Source organism: Clostridium sp. 1001270J_160509_D11, assembly GCF_015667935.1.
Lineage (GTDB): Bacteria > Bacillota > Clostridia > Peptostreptococcales > Peptostreptococcaceae > Intestinibacter.
In genome coordinates this window covers 1-16,873 of sequence record NZ_JADPET010000054.1, presented here as the reverse complement: position 1 = coordinate 16,873, position 16,873 = coordinate 1, and the positions used below count along the sequence as shown (strand labels likewise).

Sequence of the window (16,873 nt, the reverse complement as noted above, 5' to 3'; positions counted from 1 at the left end):
ATCACATTCTAGCTCTTTCGCTTTGTTAAGTTTTCTATCTGTTCCAAGTAAATAAAGAGGCACATATGATAATTCTTTAATAGATTAATTATTAGGCAAACTAAAAATTTACTTGGCAGAGATTAAAAATCTATTTTTAATTAAATTTTAATCTAAGAGCAAAGGAGTTAGTATTATTATGACGAATGAAGATATAGTTTTAAGTATAGAAACTCTAAAAGAGTATACTTCAGGAATGATAAAAAAGTGTCAAGAGGCAGTATTATTATCTGTTGAAAGTATGGTTAATAGAAATTTAGAACAAGCTAAGAGAATAATGGAAAATGATGATGATATTGACCTACTTAGAGAGTACATAAGAGATAGAAGTGTAGAATTAATGGCTTCAAAACATCCAATGATTAAGGACTTAAGATATATATACGTTTTATCTGATATATCTACTGAGCTAGAAAGAATAGGCGATTATGCAGTAAATATATGCAAAGAAATTGTAGCAATAGGAGAAAATGAATATATAAAAGAGTTAATCGATATACCTAGGATGTCTGAAATGTGTTCAAAAATGCTTGAAGCTTTAAACGAAGCATTCCTAAATGAAGATGACGAATTAGCATATCAAATTGCATTAACAGATAGAGAGTTAGATAAACTATATTCTAAAATAAGAGAAGATTCATTAAAGGTTATGTATAGGGATCCGGAGAGTAATATTAGTCAAGGAGTAAGACTTCTATTTATAGGTCGATACTTAGAGCGAATAGGAGATCATATAACAAATATATGTGAAAAAATAATATATGCGAAGAAGGGGACTATGGTTGAAATAGGATAAATATTTCAACTAGTATATAATATTTATCAACTTTATAAAAAAAGAACTTACATTAAGTGATTTAATGTAAGTTCTTTTTTTATATATAAAATTATATTTATTGTAAAACTATGAATAAATATAATTTATATAAATAAACTTCAATGAGACAAGTATTTAGTTTTAGTAATTTTCTTACATAGAAAAATGGTTAAGTATTTTATTAACAATAAAAGTTATACAAATGGCTTAAAAATTAAGAAAACAACGGAAATAGCTGAAAAAACAAGGTAAAAACAGCTAAATGGTAAAAGATAACATGTATATATTGAAAAATTATTAACAAAGAGTGTACAATGTAAATATAAAAAATATATATAAAAGTATTTAGACAAAAAATATTTTAATGATTTATCAAAGTAAGAATATGTTAAAAAATACAAGAGGTGAAGATTTAATGGAAAGTAATGTTAAAAACATTGTTGAGAAAGTGATTAAAGATGTTGAGGTTAAAAACCCAGGACAAAACGAATTCCATCAAACTATCGAGGAAGTATTAACTTCATTAATTCCTGTATTAGAAAAAAATCCAGCTTACATTGATGCAAAAATTTTAGATCGTTTAGTAGAACCAGAAAGACAAATTATGTTTAGAGTACCTTGGGTAGATGATAAGGGAGAAATACAAGTTAATAGAGGATTTAGAGTACAATTTAATTCTGCAATAGGACCATATAAAGGTGGTCTTAGATTCCATCCATCTGTTAATTTAAGTATTATCAAGTTTTTAGGATTTGAACAAATATTTAAAAACTCATTGACAGGTCTTCCAATAGGAGGAGGAAAAGGTGGTTCTGACTTTGACCCAAAAGGAAAATCAGATAATGAAATAATGAGATTTTGCCAAAGTTTTATGACAGAATTATATAGACATATAGGTCCAAATGTAGATGTTCCAGCAGGAGATATAGGTGTTGGAGGTAGAGAAATAGGTTATTTATATGGTCAATATAAGAGACTTAGAAATGCAAATGACCAAGGCGTATTAACAGGAAAAGGTCTAACTTATGGTGGTTCTTTAGCAAGAACTCAAGCAACTGGATTTGGTATAATCTACTTTGTTGAAGAAATGTTAAAAGAAGCAGGAAAGACTATAAAAGGTCAAACTGTAGTTATATCTGGAGCAGGAAATGTAGCAATATATGCAGTTAAAAAAGCACAAGAATTAGGTGCAAAAGTAGTTGCTATGTGCGATTCTTCTGGATATATATTTGATGAAGATGGAATAGACTTACCACTTATACAACAAATTAAAGAAATTGAAAGAAAGAGAATAAAAGAATATGCTATTAGAAAACCATCAGCAAAATACTTTGAAGGAAATAAAGGTATATGGACAGTGAAAGCTGATGTAGTTATACCTTGTGCAACTCAAAATGAAATAGATTTAGATGATGCTAAGATAATTATTGAAAATGGAACATTTGCAGTAGGTGAAGGTGCGAATATGCCTTGTACTAATGAAGCTGAACAATATTTCTTGGAAAAAGGGATATTACTAGCCCCATCTAAAGCAGCTAATGCAGGTGGGGTTGCAACTTCAGCATTAGAAATGAGTCAAAATAGTATGAGATTATCTTGGAGTTTTGAAGAAGTTGACGAAAAACTACATGGTATAATGGTAAATATATTTAAAAATACAAGAGATGCAGCTAAAGAATATGGATTTGAAGGAAATTATTTAGTTGGTGCTAATATAGCAGGATTTATAAAAGTCGCAGATGCTATGATGGCACAAGGCATAGTTTAATATAAATAAAAATGAGAGTTATAAGATAGTGCAGTAATGTATCTATTTTATAACTCTTATTTATTTGTGTAAAAAAATAAATAAAGATATAAATACAATTATTATGATTTTGAACTTAAAATAAAACAATTAACATATAAAATCCAAAAGAAAATACATTTTTGATATAAAAACAAAAAAATATGTATAAATTTTCATAATATACTGTAATTTATATTCCAAAATATGTATAATGTATAAATAATAAAAAGACTAATCAAAAGGGCAAAAGGAGATATTAATATGGAAAAGAACGTAAAACAAATAGTTGAACAAGTTATAGAAGATGTAAAAGCAAAAAATCCAGGACAAGGAGAATTCCATCAAACTGTTGAGGAAGTATTAACTTCATTAGTTCCTGTATTAGAAAAAAATCCAACATATGTAGATGAAAAAATATTAGATCGTTTAGTAGAACCAGAAAGACAAATTATGTTTAGAGTTCCTTGGATAGATGATAAAGGAGAAATCCAAATAAATAGAGGATTTAGAGTACAATTTAACTCTGCAATAGGACCATACAAAGGTGGTCTTAGATTCCATCCATCAGTAAACTTAAGTATAGTAAAATTCTTAGGGTTTGAGCAAATATTCAAAAACTCATTAACAGGTCTTCCAATAGGCGGAGGAAAAGGTGGTTCTGATTTCGATCCAAAAGGAAAATCAGACAGAGAAATAATGAGATTCTGCCAAAGCTTTATGACAGAATTATATAGACACATAGGACCAAACACAGATGTACCAGCAGGAGATATAGGTGTTGGAGGTAGAGAAATAGGATATTTATATGGTCAATATAAGAGACTTAGAAATGCAAATGACCAAGGAGTTTTAACAGGAAAAGGTCTAACTTTCGGAGGTTCTCTAGCAAGAACTGAAGCAACAGGATATGGTTTAATTTATTTTGTTGAAGAAATGTTAAAAGAATCAGGAAAAACTCTTGAAGGAAAAAGAGTTGTTGTATCAGGTTCAGGAAACGTTGCAATATATGCAGTTCAAAAAGCTCAATCATTAGGTGCAAAAGTAGTTGCTATGAGTGACTCTAATGGATATATAGTTGATGAAGATGGTATAGATGTAGCATTAATCCAACAAATAAAAGAAGTTGAAAGAAAGAGAATAAAAGAATATGCAGAAAGAAGACCATCTGCTAAATACTTTGAAGGAAGAGGCGTATGGACTGTTAAAGCAGATGTAGCATTACCTTGTGCAACTCAAAATGATATAGATTTAGAAGATGCTAAATTATTAGTTGAAAATGGAACATTTGCAGTAGGTGAAGGTGCAAACATGCCTTGTACTAACGAAGCTGTAGAGTATTTCTTAGAAAAAGGTGTATTAGTAGCACCAGCTAAAGCAGCTAATGCAGGTGGGGTTGCTACTTCAGCATTAGAAATGAGCCAAAATAGCATGAGATTATCTTGGACATTTGAAGAAGTTGATGAAAAATTACATGATATAATGGTTAACATATTCAGAAATTCAAGAGATGCTGCTAAAGAATATGGATTTGAAGGAAACTATGTTGTTGGAGCTAATATAGCAGGATTCATAAAAGTTGCAGATGCTATGATGGCACAAGGATTAGTTTAATTCAAATTTGTAGTATATTATTGTATAAAAAAATTTGGATTGACAATAATAAAGTATATTAGATATAATAAAAATTAATTATTAATAAATAAAGACTGAGAAGAAGAGGAGTATGTAAATACTGCTAACAGAGAAGGAAATCAACTGCTGAAAGATTTTCCTAGATAAGATTTACAGAATGTAGCTTTGGAGTCTCTAAACAGAAATAGTAGTAAGTTTAGACGGTGAGAATCGTTAAATCTATTGAGAGTTAAGATATTATTTTTATAATTATATCTTAAAATTAAGGTGGTAACGCGAGCTTTTCGTCCTTAGATGGATGGAAAGCTCTTTTTTATTGAAATCATCTTAATTTATTTCATTTATATTAATATTTTAATAAAAATGTTGGTTTAAACGAAAATAATTATCAAATTATGCAAAAAGAGTTAAAAGAACTTTAATATAAAATTTTAAGGAGGAAAAGGATGACTAAAGCAAATTTATCAAAAACTTATAATCCAAAAGACTTTGAACAAAGATTATATCAAGAGTGGATGGATAAAGGTTACTTCAAATCAAGCCCAAATCCAGACAAAAAACCATTCTGTATAGTTTTACCACCACCAAATATAACAGGACAACTTCACATGGGTCATGCACTTGACCATACTTTACAAGATGTTCTTATAAGATGGAAACGTATGGATGGATATGAAGCATTATGGCAACCAGGAACTGACCATGCTTCTATAGCAACTGAAGTTAAAGTTGTTGAAAAAATAAGAAAAGAAGAAGGAAAATCTAAGTACGAATTAGGAAGAGAAGAATTCTTAAAAAGAGCTATGGACTGGAAAGATGAGTACGGTAGAGTTATAGTTGACCAAATGAAACAATTAGGTTCTTCTTGTGACTGGGACAGAGAAAGATTCACAATGGATCAAGGTTGTAATGAAGCTGTTACTGAGTTCTTCGTAAAATTATATGAAAAAGGTCATATATACAGAGGAAACAGAATAATAAACTGGTGTCCAGATTGTAAAACTACTTTATCAGATGCAGAAGTAGAACACGAAGAAAAAGACGGTAACTTCTATCACATAAAATACTATCTAAAAGATAGCGACCAATTCTTAGAAGTAGCTACTACTAGACCTGAAACAATGTTAGGGGATACTGGTATAGCTGTTAACCCAGATGATGAAAGATACAAAGACATAGTTGGTAAAACTGTAATACTTCCAATAGTAGGAAGAGAACTTCCAATAGTTGCTGATGACTATGTTGATATGGAATTCGGTACTGGTGTTGTTAAAATGACTCCAGCTCACGACCCTAATGACTTCGGTGTTGGTCAAAGACATAACTTAGAACAAATCAACGTAATGAACGAAGATGGTTCTATGAACGAACTTTGCGGAAAATACGCAGGAATGGACAGATACGAATGTAGAAAAGAACTTATAAAAGATTTAGAAGAACAAGGATTCTTAATCAAAATAGTTCCTCATCCACATGCTGTTGGTACTTGCTACAGATGTCATACAGTTGTTGAACCAAGATTATCTGAACAATGGTTCGTTAAAATGGATGAATTAGCAAAACCTGCTATAGATATATTAAAAAACGGAGATTTAAAATTCGTTCCAGAAAGATATGGAACAGGAACTTACCTACAATGGTTAGAAAACATCAGAGACTGGTGTATATCTAGACAGTTATGGTGGGGTCACCAAATACCAGCATACTACTGTCAAGAATGTGGCGATGTAGTAGTTGCTAAAGAAGCTCCACACAGCTGTGAAAAATGTGGATGCGGTGAATTTAAACAAGATGAAGACGTATTAGATACTTGGTTCTCATCTGCTTTATGGCCATTCTCAACATTAGGTTGGCCACACAATACTGAAGAATTAGAATACTACTATCCAACAAATGTACTTGTTACAGGATACGATATAATATTCTTCTGGGTTGTAAGAATGGCATTTGCAGGTATGTTCTGCATGAATGAAACTCCATTCGAACATGTTTTAATACATGGATTAGTTAGAGACTCTCAAGGTAGAAAAATGAGTAAATCTCTTGGAAATGGTATAAACCCATTAGAAGTTATAGATGAATACGGTGCAGATGCATTAAGATTCATGTTAATAACAGGAAACTCTCCAGGAAATGATATGAGATTCTACTTCGAAAGAGTTGAAGCATCAAGAAACTTCGCAAATAAATTATGGAATGCATCAAGATTCATATTCATGAACATAGATGATGAAATAATGAACGGAGTAACAAGAGAATCTGTAGAAGCTAACTTCACATTAGCAGACAAATGGATAATATCTAGAGCTAATAGAGTAGCTAAAGAAGTTACAGAAAACATGGATAAATTCGATTTAGGTATAGCAGCTACAAAAGTTGAAGACTTTGCTTGGTCTGAATTCTGTGACTGGTATATAGAAATAGTTAAACCAAGATTATATGGTGAAGACAAAGAAGCTAAACAAACTGCTTTATATGTATTAACTTACGTATTAGAAAAAATACTTAAATTATTACATCCATATATGCCATTCATAACAGAAGAAATCTACACTTGTCTACCAACAGTAGAAGGCAGTATAATGGTTTCTGAATGGCCACACTACAAAGAAGAAGACAATATGGCTGAAGATGAAGCTATGATGGAACTTGCAATGGAAGGTATAAGAAACATAAGAAACGCAAGAGCTGAAATGGATGTTCCACCATCAAAGAAAGCTAAAGTTATAATAATACCAACTGAAGAAAAATTATCTGCTATAGAAGCTGGTAAAGATTACTTCGTAACATTAGCATCTGCTTCAGAAGTTCAAATACAAATGACTGAAGAAAATATACCAGAAGATGCTGTAAGTGTTGTTATAGAAGGTGCTAAAATATTTATACCACTTGATGAATTAGTAGACTTCAGCAAAGAATTAGATAGATTAAATAAAGAAAAAGCTAAAATAGAAGGCGAAATAAAAAGAGTTAACGGAAAATTATCTAACCAAGGCTTCTTAGCTAAGGCTCCAGAAAAATTAGTTAACGAAGAAAAAGCTAAAAAAGAAAAATATGAAGAAATGCTTAAATCAGTATTAGAAAGATTAGAAAGCATAGAAGCTAAAATAAAATAATTAAAAAACTAAATTAAAAGGAGTATTCCAAAATAGCATATTTATTTTGGATGCTCCTTTTTTTGTTGTTAGAAAAAATACAAAGTACTATAATAATAGTATTGGTACAAATTATTTGTAAATTATAGTAATTATCATTGGTATTTATGAAAGTCAATTTTAAGTAATAAGTATAAATTAATTAATACTTATACATTAAGCTATAAAGTATAAGGAGGGGTCATAATGAATAGAAGAGTTGATTTATTAAAAGCTTCAAAATTATTAGCACTAATTATAGTTTTATTTATTTGTTTTACAGGGGTTATAAGTTGGAAACTAGAAAATAAATCAGAAGGAAGTACTTTATCGAATTTAGTAAAAAGAGTTGAGGATACGAGTGTATTAACATCAGCCTCAAAGGCAAAAGGCAACGATTTAATTATCGTAAATAAACAGAATTTTTTGGAAAACGATTATGTACCAGAGAATTTAGTAAGGCCCAATATACCTTTTTTAGAGGATTGTACTGAAGAAGAAATGCAACTGCAAAAACATGCAGCAAAGGCTTTAGAAAGATTAGTTAATGCTGCAAAAGATGAAAATATAACTTTAATTGGCTCGTCAGGATACAGGTCATATCAAACACAAGTTGAAGTCTATAATAGCTATTGTAAAAAAAAGGGGAAAAGTTACACTTTACAATATGTCGCTTCACCAGGTTCGAGTGAACATCAAACTGGTTTAGCAATAGATATCACAAATTCATCTCGCTGCTTTGATAAAAATAGTAAAGAGGCAAAGTGGCTTGCCGATAATGCATATAAATACGGATTTATTTTACGTTATTTAGAAGGTAAAACCGATATTACAGGATATAATTATGAACCTTGGCATATTAGATATGTAGGGAAAAAAGTAGCAAAAGAGATATATAACAATTCAGAAACGCTAGAAGAATATTTAGAGCGTCTAGGCTAACGATATCAATGTCTAAAAATATTTTTATATTAATTTCTATATTGAAAACATAACCAATACCTGGAAATGTATTATAATATATAATATGAGTAATATATGTGCAATTATTGTATAATAAAATACATAAGTTACAATTTAGAAATATTAATATAAGAAAGGAGAGCTATCTAAAATTTAATTTTGGTAGCAATATAGACATTGAATTATCAAGAATCATTAAAATTTATAGAAGAATCTCATAAATTTGGGATTAGATTAGGGCTTGAAAACTCATTAAAATTACTTGAGCTATTAGGTAATCCTCAAGAGAAATTAAAAATAATACATGTTGCAGGAACTAATGGAAAAGGTTCAGTATGTTCTTTTATCTCAAATGCATTGCAAGCTCAAGGGTATAAAGTAGGTCTTTATACATCTCCATATCTAGAAAAATTCACAGAAAGAATAAGAATAAATGGAGAAAATATCCCAGAAGAAGATGTTGCTAGAATTGTAACATTAATGAGAGAAAAAATAGAACAAATGGTAGAAGAAGGTTTTGCTTATCCAACAGAGTTTGAAATAGAGACAGCTATGGCATTTTACTACTATTGGGAGCAAGGTGTAGATTATGTTGCTTTAGAAGTTGGATTAGGTGGTAGATATGATGCTACTAACGTTATAAAAGATTGTCTTGCAAGTGTAATAGTTTCCCTAAGTTTAGATCATATAGGAATATTAGGTGATACTTTAGCAAAAATAGCTTATGAAAAAGCAGGAATAATAAAACCTAATGGAATTACAATATCTTATAAACAAAAAGATGAGGCAGCACAAGTTATAAAAGATGTTTGTAAAGAACAAAATTCTGAATATATAGAAGTAGATTTTGACTCAATAAACATTAAAAAATCAGATATATCATCTCAAATATTTGATTGTGTAGTAGATGGTGAAAAATTTGAAGACATGGAAATACAATTAATAGGAGACCACCAAGTTAACAATGCTGTTTTAGCTCTTACTGTACTAAAAACTATAAGAGATAAGCGTGGAGTTAAAATAACTAATGAAGCTATTAAAAAAGGATTCCATGATACTAAATGGCCAGGAAGAATAGAAAAAATAAAAGATAATCCTGTATTTATAATAGATGGTGCACATAATGAAGATGGTGCAAAATCTCTAAAAAATGCATTAGAAAAGAACTTCAAAGGTAAAAAATTAACTTTCTTAATAGGTATGTTAGCAGACAAAGATATAGATTCTGTTTTAGATTTATTAATGGACAAGTTCCAAAAGGTTGTAACTACTACTCCAGATAGCGATAGAGCAATAAGTTGTGAAGAATTAAAATCTAAAATCGAAAAATACGGAAAAGATGTAGTAGCAATACCTAAAATAGAAGATGCCGTAAAATATGTAATTGATAATGCTAAAGAAGACGAAGTAATAATTGCAGCAGGTTCATTATATATGATAGGACATATAAGAAGTTTAGTTAAATAAAAATTTATATTATAATAAAAAAAGAGGGTAAAATAGACGTTTGTATATTTTACTCTCTTTTTTTATTGCAAGGAGATTTTAATACTCTAAAAAATGTATAAATTAAAGTTGTACTTTCTTTAACTTGAAGTTATCCAATTAGTAAGATAATATAATTAATAACAAAAAACAAATTATATATGGAGAGAACAACATGTTTACAATAATGATAGTAGATGATAATGAACAATTACAAAATGAAATAGGAAATTTACTAATAGCAAACAGATACTCAATCTTAAAACCAACAGATTTTAATAAAATATCACAAACAGTAAAAGACAGTAGTCCAGACTTAATTTTATTAGATATAAATTTACCTAATAATGATGGATTTAAGATATGTACAGAGATACGAAGTTTTTCAAATATACCAATAATATTTATAACAAGTAGAAATACAAATATTGATGAACTGATGTCAATTACATTAGGTGGAGATGATTTTATTACAAAACCATATAATACTCAAATACTTTTGGCTAGAATAAATGCCCTTCTTAAAAGAGCTTATCCAAATAACTCTAATATGGATGTAATCGAGTATAATGGATTAACGCTAAATATTTTATCTAGTACAATTGAGTATAATCAAAAGAATATAGAGCTTACAAAGAATGAATTAAAGATACTTTATTACCTATTAATAAATAAAGGTAAAATTGTATCCAGAGTAGATATTATGGAGTATTTATGGGATAGTTCTATGTTTGTAAATGATAACACACTTACAGTTAATATAACTAGAATAAGAAATAAAATTGAAGAGATTGGTTTGAAAGATTTTATAAAAACTAAAAGAGGACAAGGTTATATTATATGAGTTTAAAAGATTATTTAAAAAGCAAAGTAGCTATAATATTTTTAAATATTATAGCTTTGATGACATTATCAGTTTTTCTTTTGAGTGTAGGAAATGAATCTAAAATTATAATAACTATAGCAATTACATGGATTGTCTTTTTATTTGTATATTTTATGTTTGCGTATAGAAAGAGGAGAGATTATTTCAAAATCATAGAAAAAAGCGTAGCAAATATTGATAAAAAGTTTTTAATAAGCGAAGTGTTAAAAGAGCCACCTTTTATTGAAGCTAAACCTTATTATTATCTATTAAAAAAATCAAGTAAATCAATGAGAGAAGAAATTAACAGAGAAAAGTCGAAGCATAAAGATTATAAAGAGTATATAGAACAATGGATTCATGAAGTAAAGACACCCATATCACTTATAAAGTTAATTGAAGAAAACAACAGAACAGCGAAATCATCAGAAATACTTATTCAGTTAGAAGAAATAGATAGGTATGTGGAACAATCTTTGTTTTATGCAAGAAGTGAAGATGTAGACAAAGATTACCTGATAAAAGAAATAAGTTTGCAAAGTTGTGTAAATAGTGTTATTACAAGAAATAAACAAGGATTTATTTTAAATAATATATATCTTGAAATAAATGATATAGATAAACTGGTATTCTCAGATAGTAAATGGCTTGAATTTATTTTAAATCAAATAATAGTAAATGCTATAAAATATAGACAAAATGAGTGCCCAAAGGTAAAGATATATGCAATTGATATAAAAAATGGTACTAGATTAATTATTGAAGATAACGGAATAGGTATCCCAAGTAATGAAATAGATAGAGTATTTGAAAAAGGATTTACAGGAAATATTGGACGAATAAATAGTAGATCTACAGGCATAGGACTATATTTATGCAAAAAACTATGTGATAAATTAGGATTATTAATAGACATAGAATCTAAAATAAATAGTTATACAAAGGTAATAATAACTTTTCCAATAGGAAGCTTTTGTAAGTTTTAATTCGAGTAATGTTACGAGATTGTCACATAAAAGTAAGATTAAATCGAATCAAGGAAGTTGCTTATAAGTTAAAATATCATTGAGGTGATAAATATGGAAAAAATATTAAAAATAAATAAAGTAGAAAAATATTATGGTAATAAAGGAAATATAGTTAAAGCCATAGATGATATAAGCTTTGATGTCAAAAAAAGTGAATTTGTGGGCATAATGGGTCCTTCAGGTTCTGGGAAAACAACATTATTAAATATGATAGCAACTATTGATGATGTGAGTTCAGGCAATATTTACTTAGATGGAAAGGATTTAACAGAGATAAATCGCAAGAATATAGCAAAGTTTAGAAGAGAAAATTTAGGATTTATATTCCAAGACTTCAACTTATTAGATACATTAACTATACATGAAAATATCGCATTAGCACTTACAATTAACAAGACTAATAAGAGTGAAATAGATGGAAAAGTATTAGCAGTGGCAAAGGAACTAGGAATAGAACATTTACTAGGTAAGTATCCTTATGAGGTATCAGGTGGACAAAAGCAAAGGACTGCCTGTGCAAGGGCATTGGTAACAAATCCAAAACTAATATTAGCTGATGAACCCACAGGAGCACTTGACTCTAAATCAGCACAAATGTTAATAGAGATGATGGCAAATTTAAATAAAGATTTGGGAGCAACTATTCTCATGGTAACTCATGATTCTTTTACAGCAAGTTATTGTAATAGGATATTATTCATCAAGGATGGAAAGATATTCACAGAGTTAGTGAGAGGTGAAAATACACGTAGACAATTTTTTAATAAAATATTGGATGTAGTAGCATTATTAGGTGGTGATGTTAGAGATGTACGCTAAGTTAGCCAAAAGTAATGCGAGAAAATCTATAAAAGATTATTTAATTTATTTTATAACTATAACAATATGTGTAAGTTTGTTTTATGCAATAACATCACTTTCCAGCTCTAGTTATGAATTTATAACAGAGGATTCTTATAATTTTAAAACTTTACAACTAATATTAAAATATTCTACTTATGTAATTACAGCAATTTTAATTTTACTTATAGCCTATGTGAACAAATATATGATAAGACGACGTCAAAGAGAGTTTGCAACATACATACTACTTGGAGCAGAACAAAAAAGTATTGCATTTATGTTCTTTATTGAAACACTTATAATTGGTACATTAGCAATAATAGCCGGAATATTTGTGGGAACCCTATTTTCACAAGCTATAACAGCTCTGGTTTTAGTAAGTGTAAATCAAGAAGTAGTATTTACCTTAAGGTTATATATGGATACAGTGGTCATTACATTTATATTCTTTATAGCAATGTTCTGTATAATAGGTTTGTATAATGTTTCTGTATTAAATAAAATAAAACTAATAGATATGTTAAATGCAAGTGAACAAGTAGAATTTCAATTTAGAAGAAGTGGAAAAGTATATGGTGTAATATTTGGATTATCAATATTATTATATATAGTATGTGTATATTGTACTTTTAAATTAATAAATACAGAAATTGATTATAGTATAAAATCACTGACTTATATAGGCATATCACTAGTAAGTTTTATTATAGGTACTTTTGCACTATTTTATTCTATTTCATATATTTTAATATATTTAAAGGGAAAATGTATTAATTTTAAATATGAAGGAACAAATTTATTTTTAATAGGTAGTATTGTATCTAAAATAAAGACAGCACCAATATTAATGGCAACAATAGCAATGACTTTTTTAGGGGCTATGATAAGTTTTATTATGACACTTGCAATGGCACAGTGGTCATTGGGTTATCTAAATATGAGAGTTCCTTATGATATTGATATAAGAAATGATTATAGTTATAACTTTGATATAGAAGATATACCAAAGTTAGATTATGGTGAGGTTGTACAATATTTAAATGATGAAGGTTATAGTGTAAGAGATTATTGCCAAGTTGAAAAATATTTTATAGATAAAGATGAGTTTTATACTGGGGATAGGAATAATTCACCTATGTTGGCAATAAGCTTAAGTGATTTTAACAAATTAAGAACCATGTTGGGTTATGAAAAAATAAATCTTAAAGAAAATGAGTTTACAACACAATGGCATAGTGTGGTTAATAATACTGATATTAACAAATTTTTATCAAAGAATAAACATTTGAATATTAATGGAGAAATTTTAAATATTAGTAAAGATTCACATTACAAAGAATCAATTGGGGAAAGAATATATGATTTTTATTCTTATAATATTATTATTTTGCCAGATAAGGTGTGTAAGGATCTTACTTTAGCAGAAACTAATTTTTTAGCTAATTTAAATAATCAAATGAGCTATAAAGATGCAGTGAATTTTGAATCTAAATATATTGAAAAATGGTTTAAAGAAAATAATAGGTATTTAATTGAAAAATATAGCAAAGAATTTGATATAACATCTAGTATTATAGACGGAAGAGTAAAATCATCTGAAACAAATAATATTTTAAATATGACTTTGGCAATGAGAATCCTTGGAGTATATTTATGCATAGTTTTACTTACCATAAGTTTTACAGTGCTTGCCCTTGGTCAACTTACAGATTCTATTGAACATAAAGATAGATATAATGTTCTTAGAAAGTTAGGTGTTGAGGAAAATGATATAAATAAGATAGTATTAAAGCAAATCTCAATATATTTTGTAGTACCTATAGCTATTGCACTGATAGGTGTAGGAATATTCATATATAACTATTATCTAATGTATAAAGAGAGAATCGTTACTTTTATTGGTTTTAATTTATTTATTTTTAGTATTGCGACAGGAATTATTTTAACGATTTGTGTGTATATGTGCTACTTTGCAGGAACGTATTATACTTTTAAGAGAAATATAAAATAGGTATGGTAAAACAGCTCATAAACATACAAAAAGGGGAAAGATAAATTAATCGTAAATAAAATTAAAAAAATTATATTATACTATCAACAGAAAATTAATATATAAATTTATGTATATTTATAATCCACTTTTTCGTTATATTTTTATAACGGGAAGGTGGATTTTTTTAAGAAAAGGGACAAACCATATGTGCATAATTTATAAAAAAAACTAATATATTATTGTAGTATAGTTTGAGAAAGGAGGGAGGATTTGAAGGTATATATTTCTAATTATTTGTCACATAGTATAAGTATCATTGATTACGAAACTCTTGAAATGGAAAGAGAAATTGTATTAGATAATAATATCTATCCACATCATTTTTGTGTAGATGAAGATGAAGGAAAAATATATATTCCAAGTTTGGTAAATGGAACACTTTATGAGGTAGATATTATTAGTGGAAAAATTTTAAATTCTATATCGGTCGGTGGAAGTCTAAGTCAAATATTTATGCATGGAGATGAGTTATTTGTATCTAATGAAGATACAAACAGCATTTATATAATTAATAAATATACATTAGAAGCAATCTCTATGATTAGTGTAGATGATATGCCGCATGGATTAGGCTATGATCAAAAAAATAATAAACTGTATGTTCCATGTATAAATTCGATAATATGTATAGATATAGAAAATAAAATTATCTATAAAAAAATAGATACTGATTTTAAAGCTTGGCATTTAGAAGTAGATGAAAAAAAGAAAGAAATATACGTGTCAACTTTAGACGGCAAATTAGTAATATTAAAAGAAGATGATCTAGAAATTATAAATACGTTTTATGAATTATTGTTACCTGTTCAAATAAGATTTAATTACATTGATGAAAGAGTGTATATAAGTGATTTAGGATATAATCAGATAAAAATACTAGATTATAGGTTAGGAAAATATATAGGAAAGATAAAAGTAAATGGTATTCCACAAGGGTTAGAAATTTCAAAAGATTATAGTAGGCTATTTGTATCAGATACTGAAAATGATGAGATAAAAGTATATGATACAAAAACAAACCAGTTGATTAAGGCAATTCACGTAGGAAAAGAGCCTACAACAATAGTTTGTTTGTAGGCTACTTTTTATATGTAGTAAGTAAGTTTATTACTTCAGCGTACATATGAGAAGCATTCTTTTTCCAGTTATTACAGATGTGGTTTGCTTGCTTTTCAGAAGAAACATTTAAATTTAAGTCAATTAAATTACTCTGATTTTCAATTACCCTAAGATTAACGATGAATTCATTTTCGCTTTGCTTAACAAAACTAGATTTTACCTGTGTTTCAGCTAATAAACTCTCTTTATTTAGTTTTATATAGTGGTCTACTTTGTTAGCTGAATCCATTGGGATTTTAAGCATAAGTGATTCCAATGTCTCAAGTCCCCTTTGAGTTAGACAATAATACTCTTTGTCAGAGTCCTTATATATCTTTAGAAATTTTGATTCCATAAGTTGAGATAAAAGTTGTTGCAGCGAGAAATAATTCATCATTTCAGTTTCTAAAACAACTTGAGTGATTTGAGAATTTGTCAAATCCATTTTAATTTTATATAAAATATATAAGATTAAAAGTTTGTGGTAAGCTGTTTCTTCAGATGAATTTTCAAACATATTTATCATCCTCCACTAAACTATTATAATAATATATTAAACTAAAATATAGAAAAATAAAAGGTATAAATCATTAAATTTGAAAAGAATTTATTTTTTTAGAAGAGGGAATTTTTATGAAAAAAGGCTACCAAAAGGTAGCCTCTTTTTCTTGTTTGTCCACCTAAAAGTTTTTAGGGGAGTTTAATACTCAAGTATTAAAATTTACTATTTGCCAGCCATTTGTTTTTCAGCCATTTCGACTAATTTTTTAGTCATATAGCCACCAACATAGCCATTTTGTCTTGCAGTTAAATTGCCTTTATCTACTGCTTCATAGTTAGCCATACCTAATTCGTTAGCTATTTCTAGTTTCATTTGGTTTAATGCAGCTTTAGCTTCAGGGACAACTTGTCTGTTATTAGAATTTGCCATAGTAAATTCCTCCTTAAGTTAATCAACATTTTATTTAATGTTGTTATTTATAATTTATCCAAAGCGAAATATTATATGCTAAAAGAAAATGGAAGAGAAGTTATTTTTTATGATTAGCCATACAATTTGATATAATTTAAGGGTGAATTATACATCATAGAAGTTAACCCAAGAGCAAGTAGAACAGTACCATATA

At 28.3% G+C, this 16,873-nt stretch carries 13 protein-coding genes and 1 other annotated feature; of the genes, 11 read left to right on the top strand and 2 right to left on the bottom strand.

Going from position 1 to position 16,873, the window contains the following annotated elements:
- Positions 1-178 precede the first annotated feature (178 nt).
- The 11 genes from phoU to I4U58_RS06805 all read left to right on the top strand — a co-directional run bounded on the left by phoU (position 179) and on the right by I4U58_RS06805 (position 15,725).
- A complete protein-coding gene (gene phoU / locus I4U58_RS06855) occupies positions 179-835 on the top strand; it encodes a phosphate signaling complex protein PhoU (RefSeq protein WP_195930318.1) in 657 nt (218 codons plus the stop codon).
- A gap of 436 nt (positions 836-1,271) precedes the next feature.
- A complete protein-coding gene (gene gdhA / locus I4U58_RS06850; RefSeq protein WP_195930316.1) occupies positions 1,272-2,624 on the top strand; it encodes an NADP-specific glutamate dehydrogenase in 1,353 nt (450 codons plus the stop codon).
- Positions 2,625-2,906: 282 nt separating this feature from the next.
- A complete protein-coding gene (gdhA, locus tag I4U58_RS06845; RefSeq protein ID WP_195930314.1) occupies positions 2,907-4,256 on the top strand; it encodes an NADP-specific glutamate dehydrogenase in 1,350 nt (449 codons plus the stop codon).
- Between the two features lie 88 nt (positions 4,257-4,344).
- Positions 4,345-4,572 (top strand) — a binding site (T-box leader).
- 151 nt (positions 4,573-4,723) lie between these two features.
- A complete protein-coding gene (locus I4U58_RS06840) occupies positions 4,724-7,393 on the top strand; it encodes a valine--tRNA ligase (protein WP_195930312.1) in 2,670 nt (889 codons plus the stop codon).
- A 225-nt stretch (positions 7,394-7,618) separates the two neighbouring features.
- Positions 7,619-8,353 carry a M15 family metallopeptidase gene (locus I4U58_RS06835; protein ID WP_195930303.1) on the top strand — a complete coding sequence of 245 codons (735 nt, stop codon included), beginning with the start codon at positions 7,619-7,621 and terminating at the stop codon, positions 8,351-8,353.
- A 198-nt stretch (positions 8,354-8,551) separates the two neighbouring features.
- Positions 8,552-9,841, top strand: a complete 1,290-nt coding sequence (locus tag I4U58_RS06830; protein ID WP_195930301.1) for a folylpolyglutamate synthase/dihydrofolate synthase family protein — start codon at positions 8,552-8,554, stop codon at positions 9,839-9,841.
- Positions 9,842-10,034: 193 nt separating this feature from the next.
- A complete protein-coding gene (locus I4U58_RS06825; RefSeq protein ID WP_195930299.1) occupies positions 10,035-10,703 on the top strand; it encodes a response regulator transcription factor in 669 nt (222 codons plus the stop codon).
- Positions 10,700-11,710, top strand: coding sequence for a sensor histidine kinase (locus I4U58_RS06820; RefSeq protein WP_195930297.1), 1,011 nt, complete (start codon positions 10,700-10,702; stop codon positions 11,708-11,710). Before I4U58_RS06825 ends, I4U58_RS06820 begins: the two co-directional genes overlap by 4 nt.
- Before the next feature lie 93 nt (positions 11,711-11,803).
- Entirely contained in the window at positions 11,804-12,571 is a 768-nt protein-coding gene (locus tag I4U58_RS06815) for an ABC transporter ATP-binding protein (RefSeq protein ID WP_195930295.1), read from the top strand.
- Positions 12,561-14,606, top strand: coding sequence for an ABC transporter permease (locus tag I4U58_RS06810; RefSeq protein ID WP_195930293.1), 2,046 nt, complete (start codon positions 12,561-12,563; stop codon positions 14,604-14,606). The genes I4U58_RS06815 and I4U58_RS06810 overlap by 11 nt, the downstream gene beginning before the upstream one ends.
- Positions 14,607-14,858: 252 nt before the next feature.
- Positions 14,859-15,725: a YncE family protein gene (locus I4U58_RS06805; RefSeq protein ID WP_195930291.1), complete on the top strand. Its 867-nt coding sequence runs from the start codon at positions 14,859-14,861 to the stop codon at positions 15,723-15,725.
- Position 15,726: 1 nt separating this feature from the next.
- Here I4U58_RS06805 and I4U58_RS06800 read toward each other — a convergent pair whose 3' ends face one another.
- Positions 15,727-16,263 carry a DUF4364 family protein gene (locus I4U58_RS06800; RefSeq protein ID WP_195930289.1) on the bottom strand — a complete coding sequence of 179 codons (537 nt, stop codon included), beginning with the start codon at positions 16,261-16,263 and terminating at the stop codon, positions 15,727-15,729.
- A gap of 207 nt (positions 16,264-16,470) precedes the next feature.
- On the bottom strand, positions 16,471-16,677 hold the full coding sequence (locus I4U58_RS06795; RefSeq protein WP_022071835.1) for an alpha/beta-type small acid-soluble spore protein: 207 nt from the start codon (positions 16,675-16,677) through the stop codon (positions 16,471-16,473).
- Between the last annotated feature and the right edge of the window lie 196 nt (positions 16,678-16,873).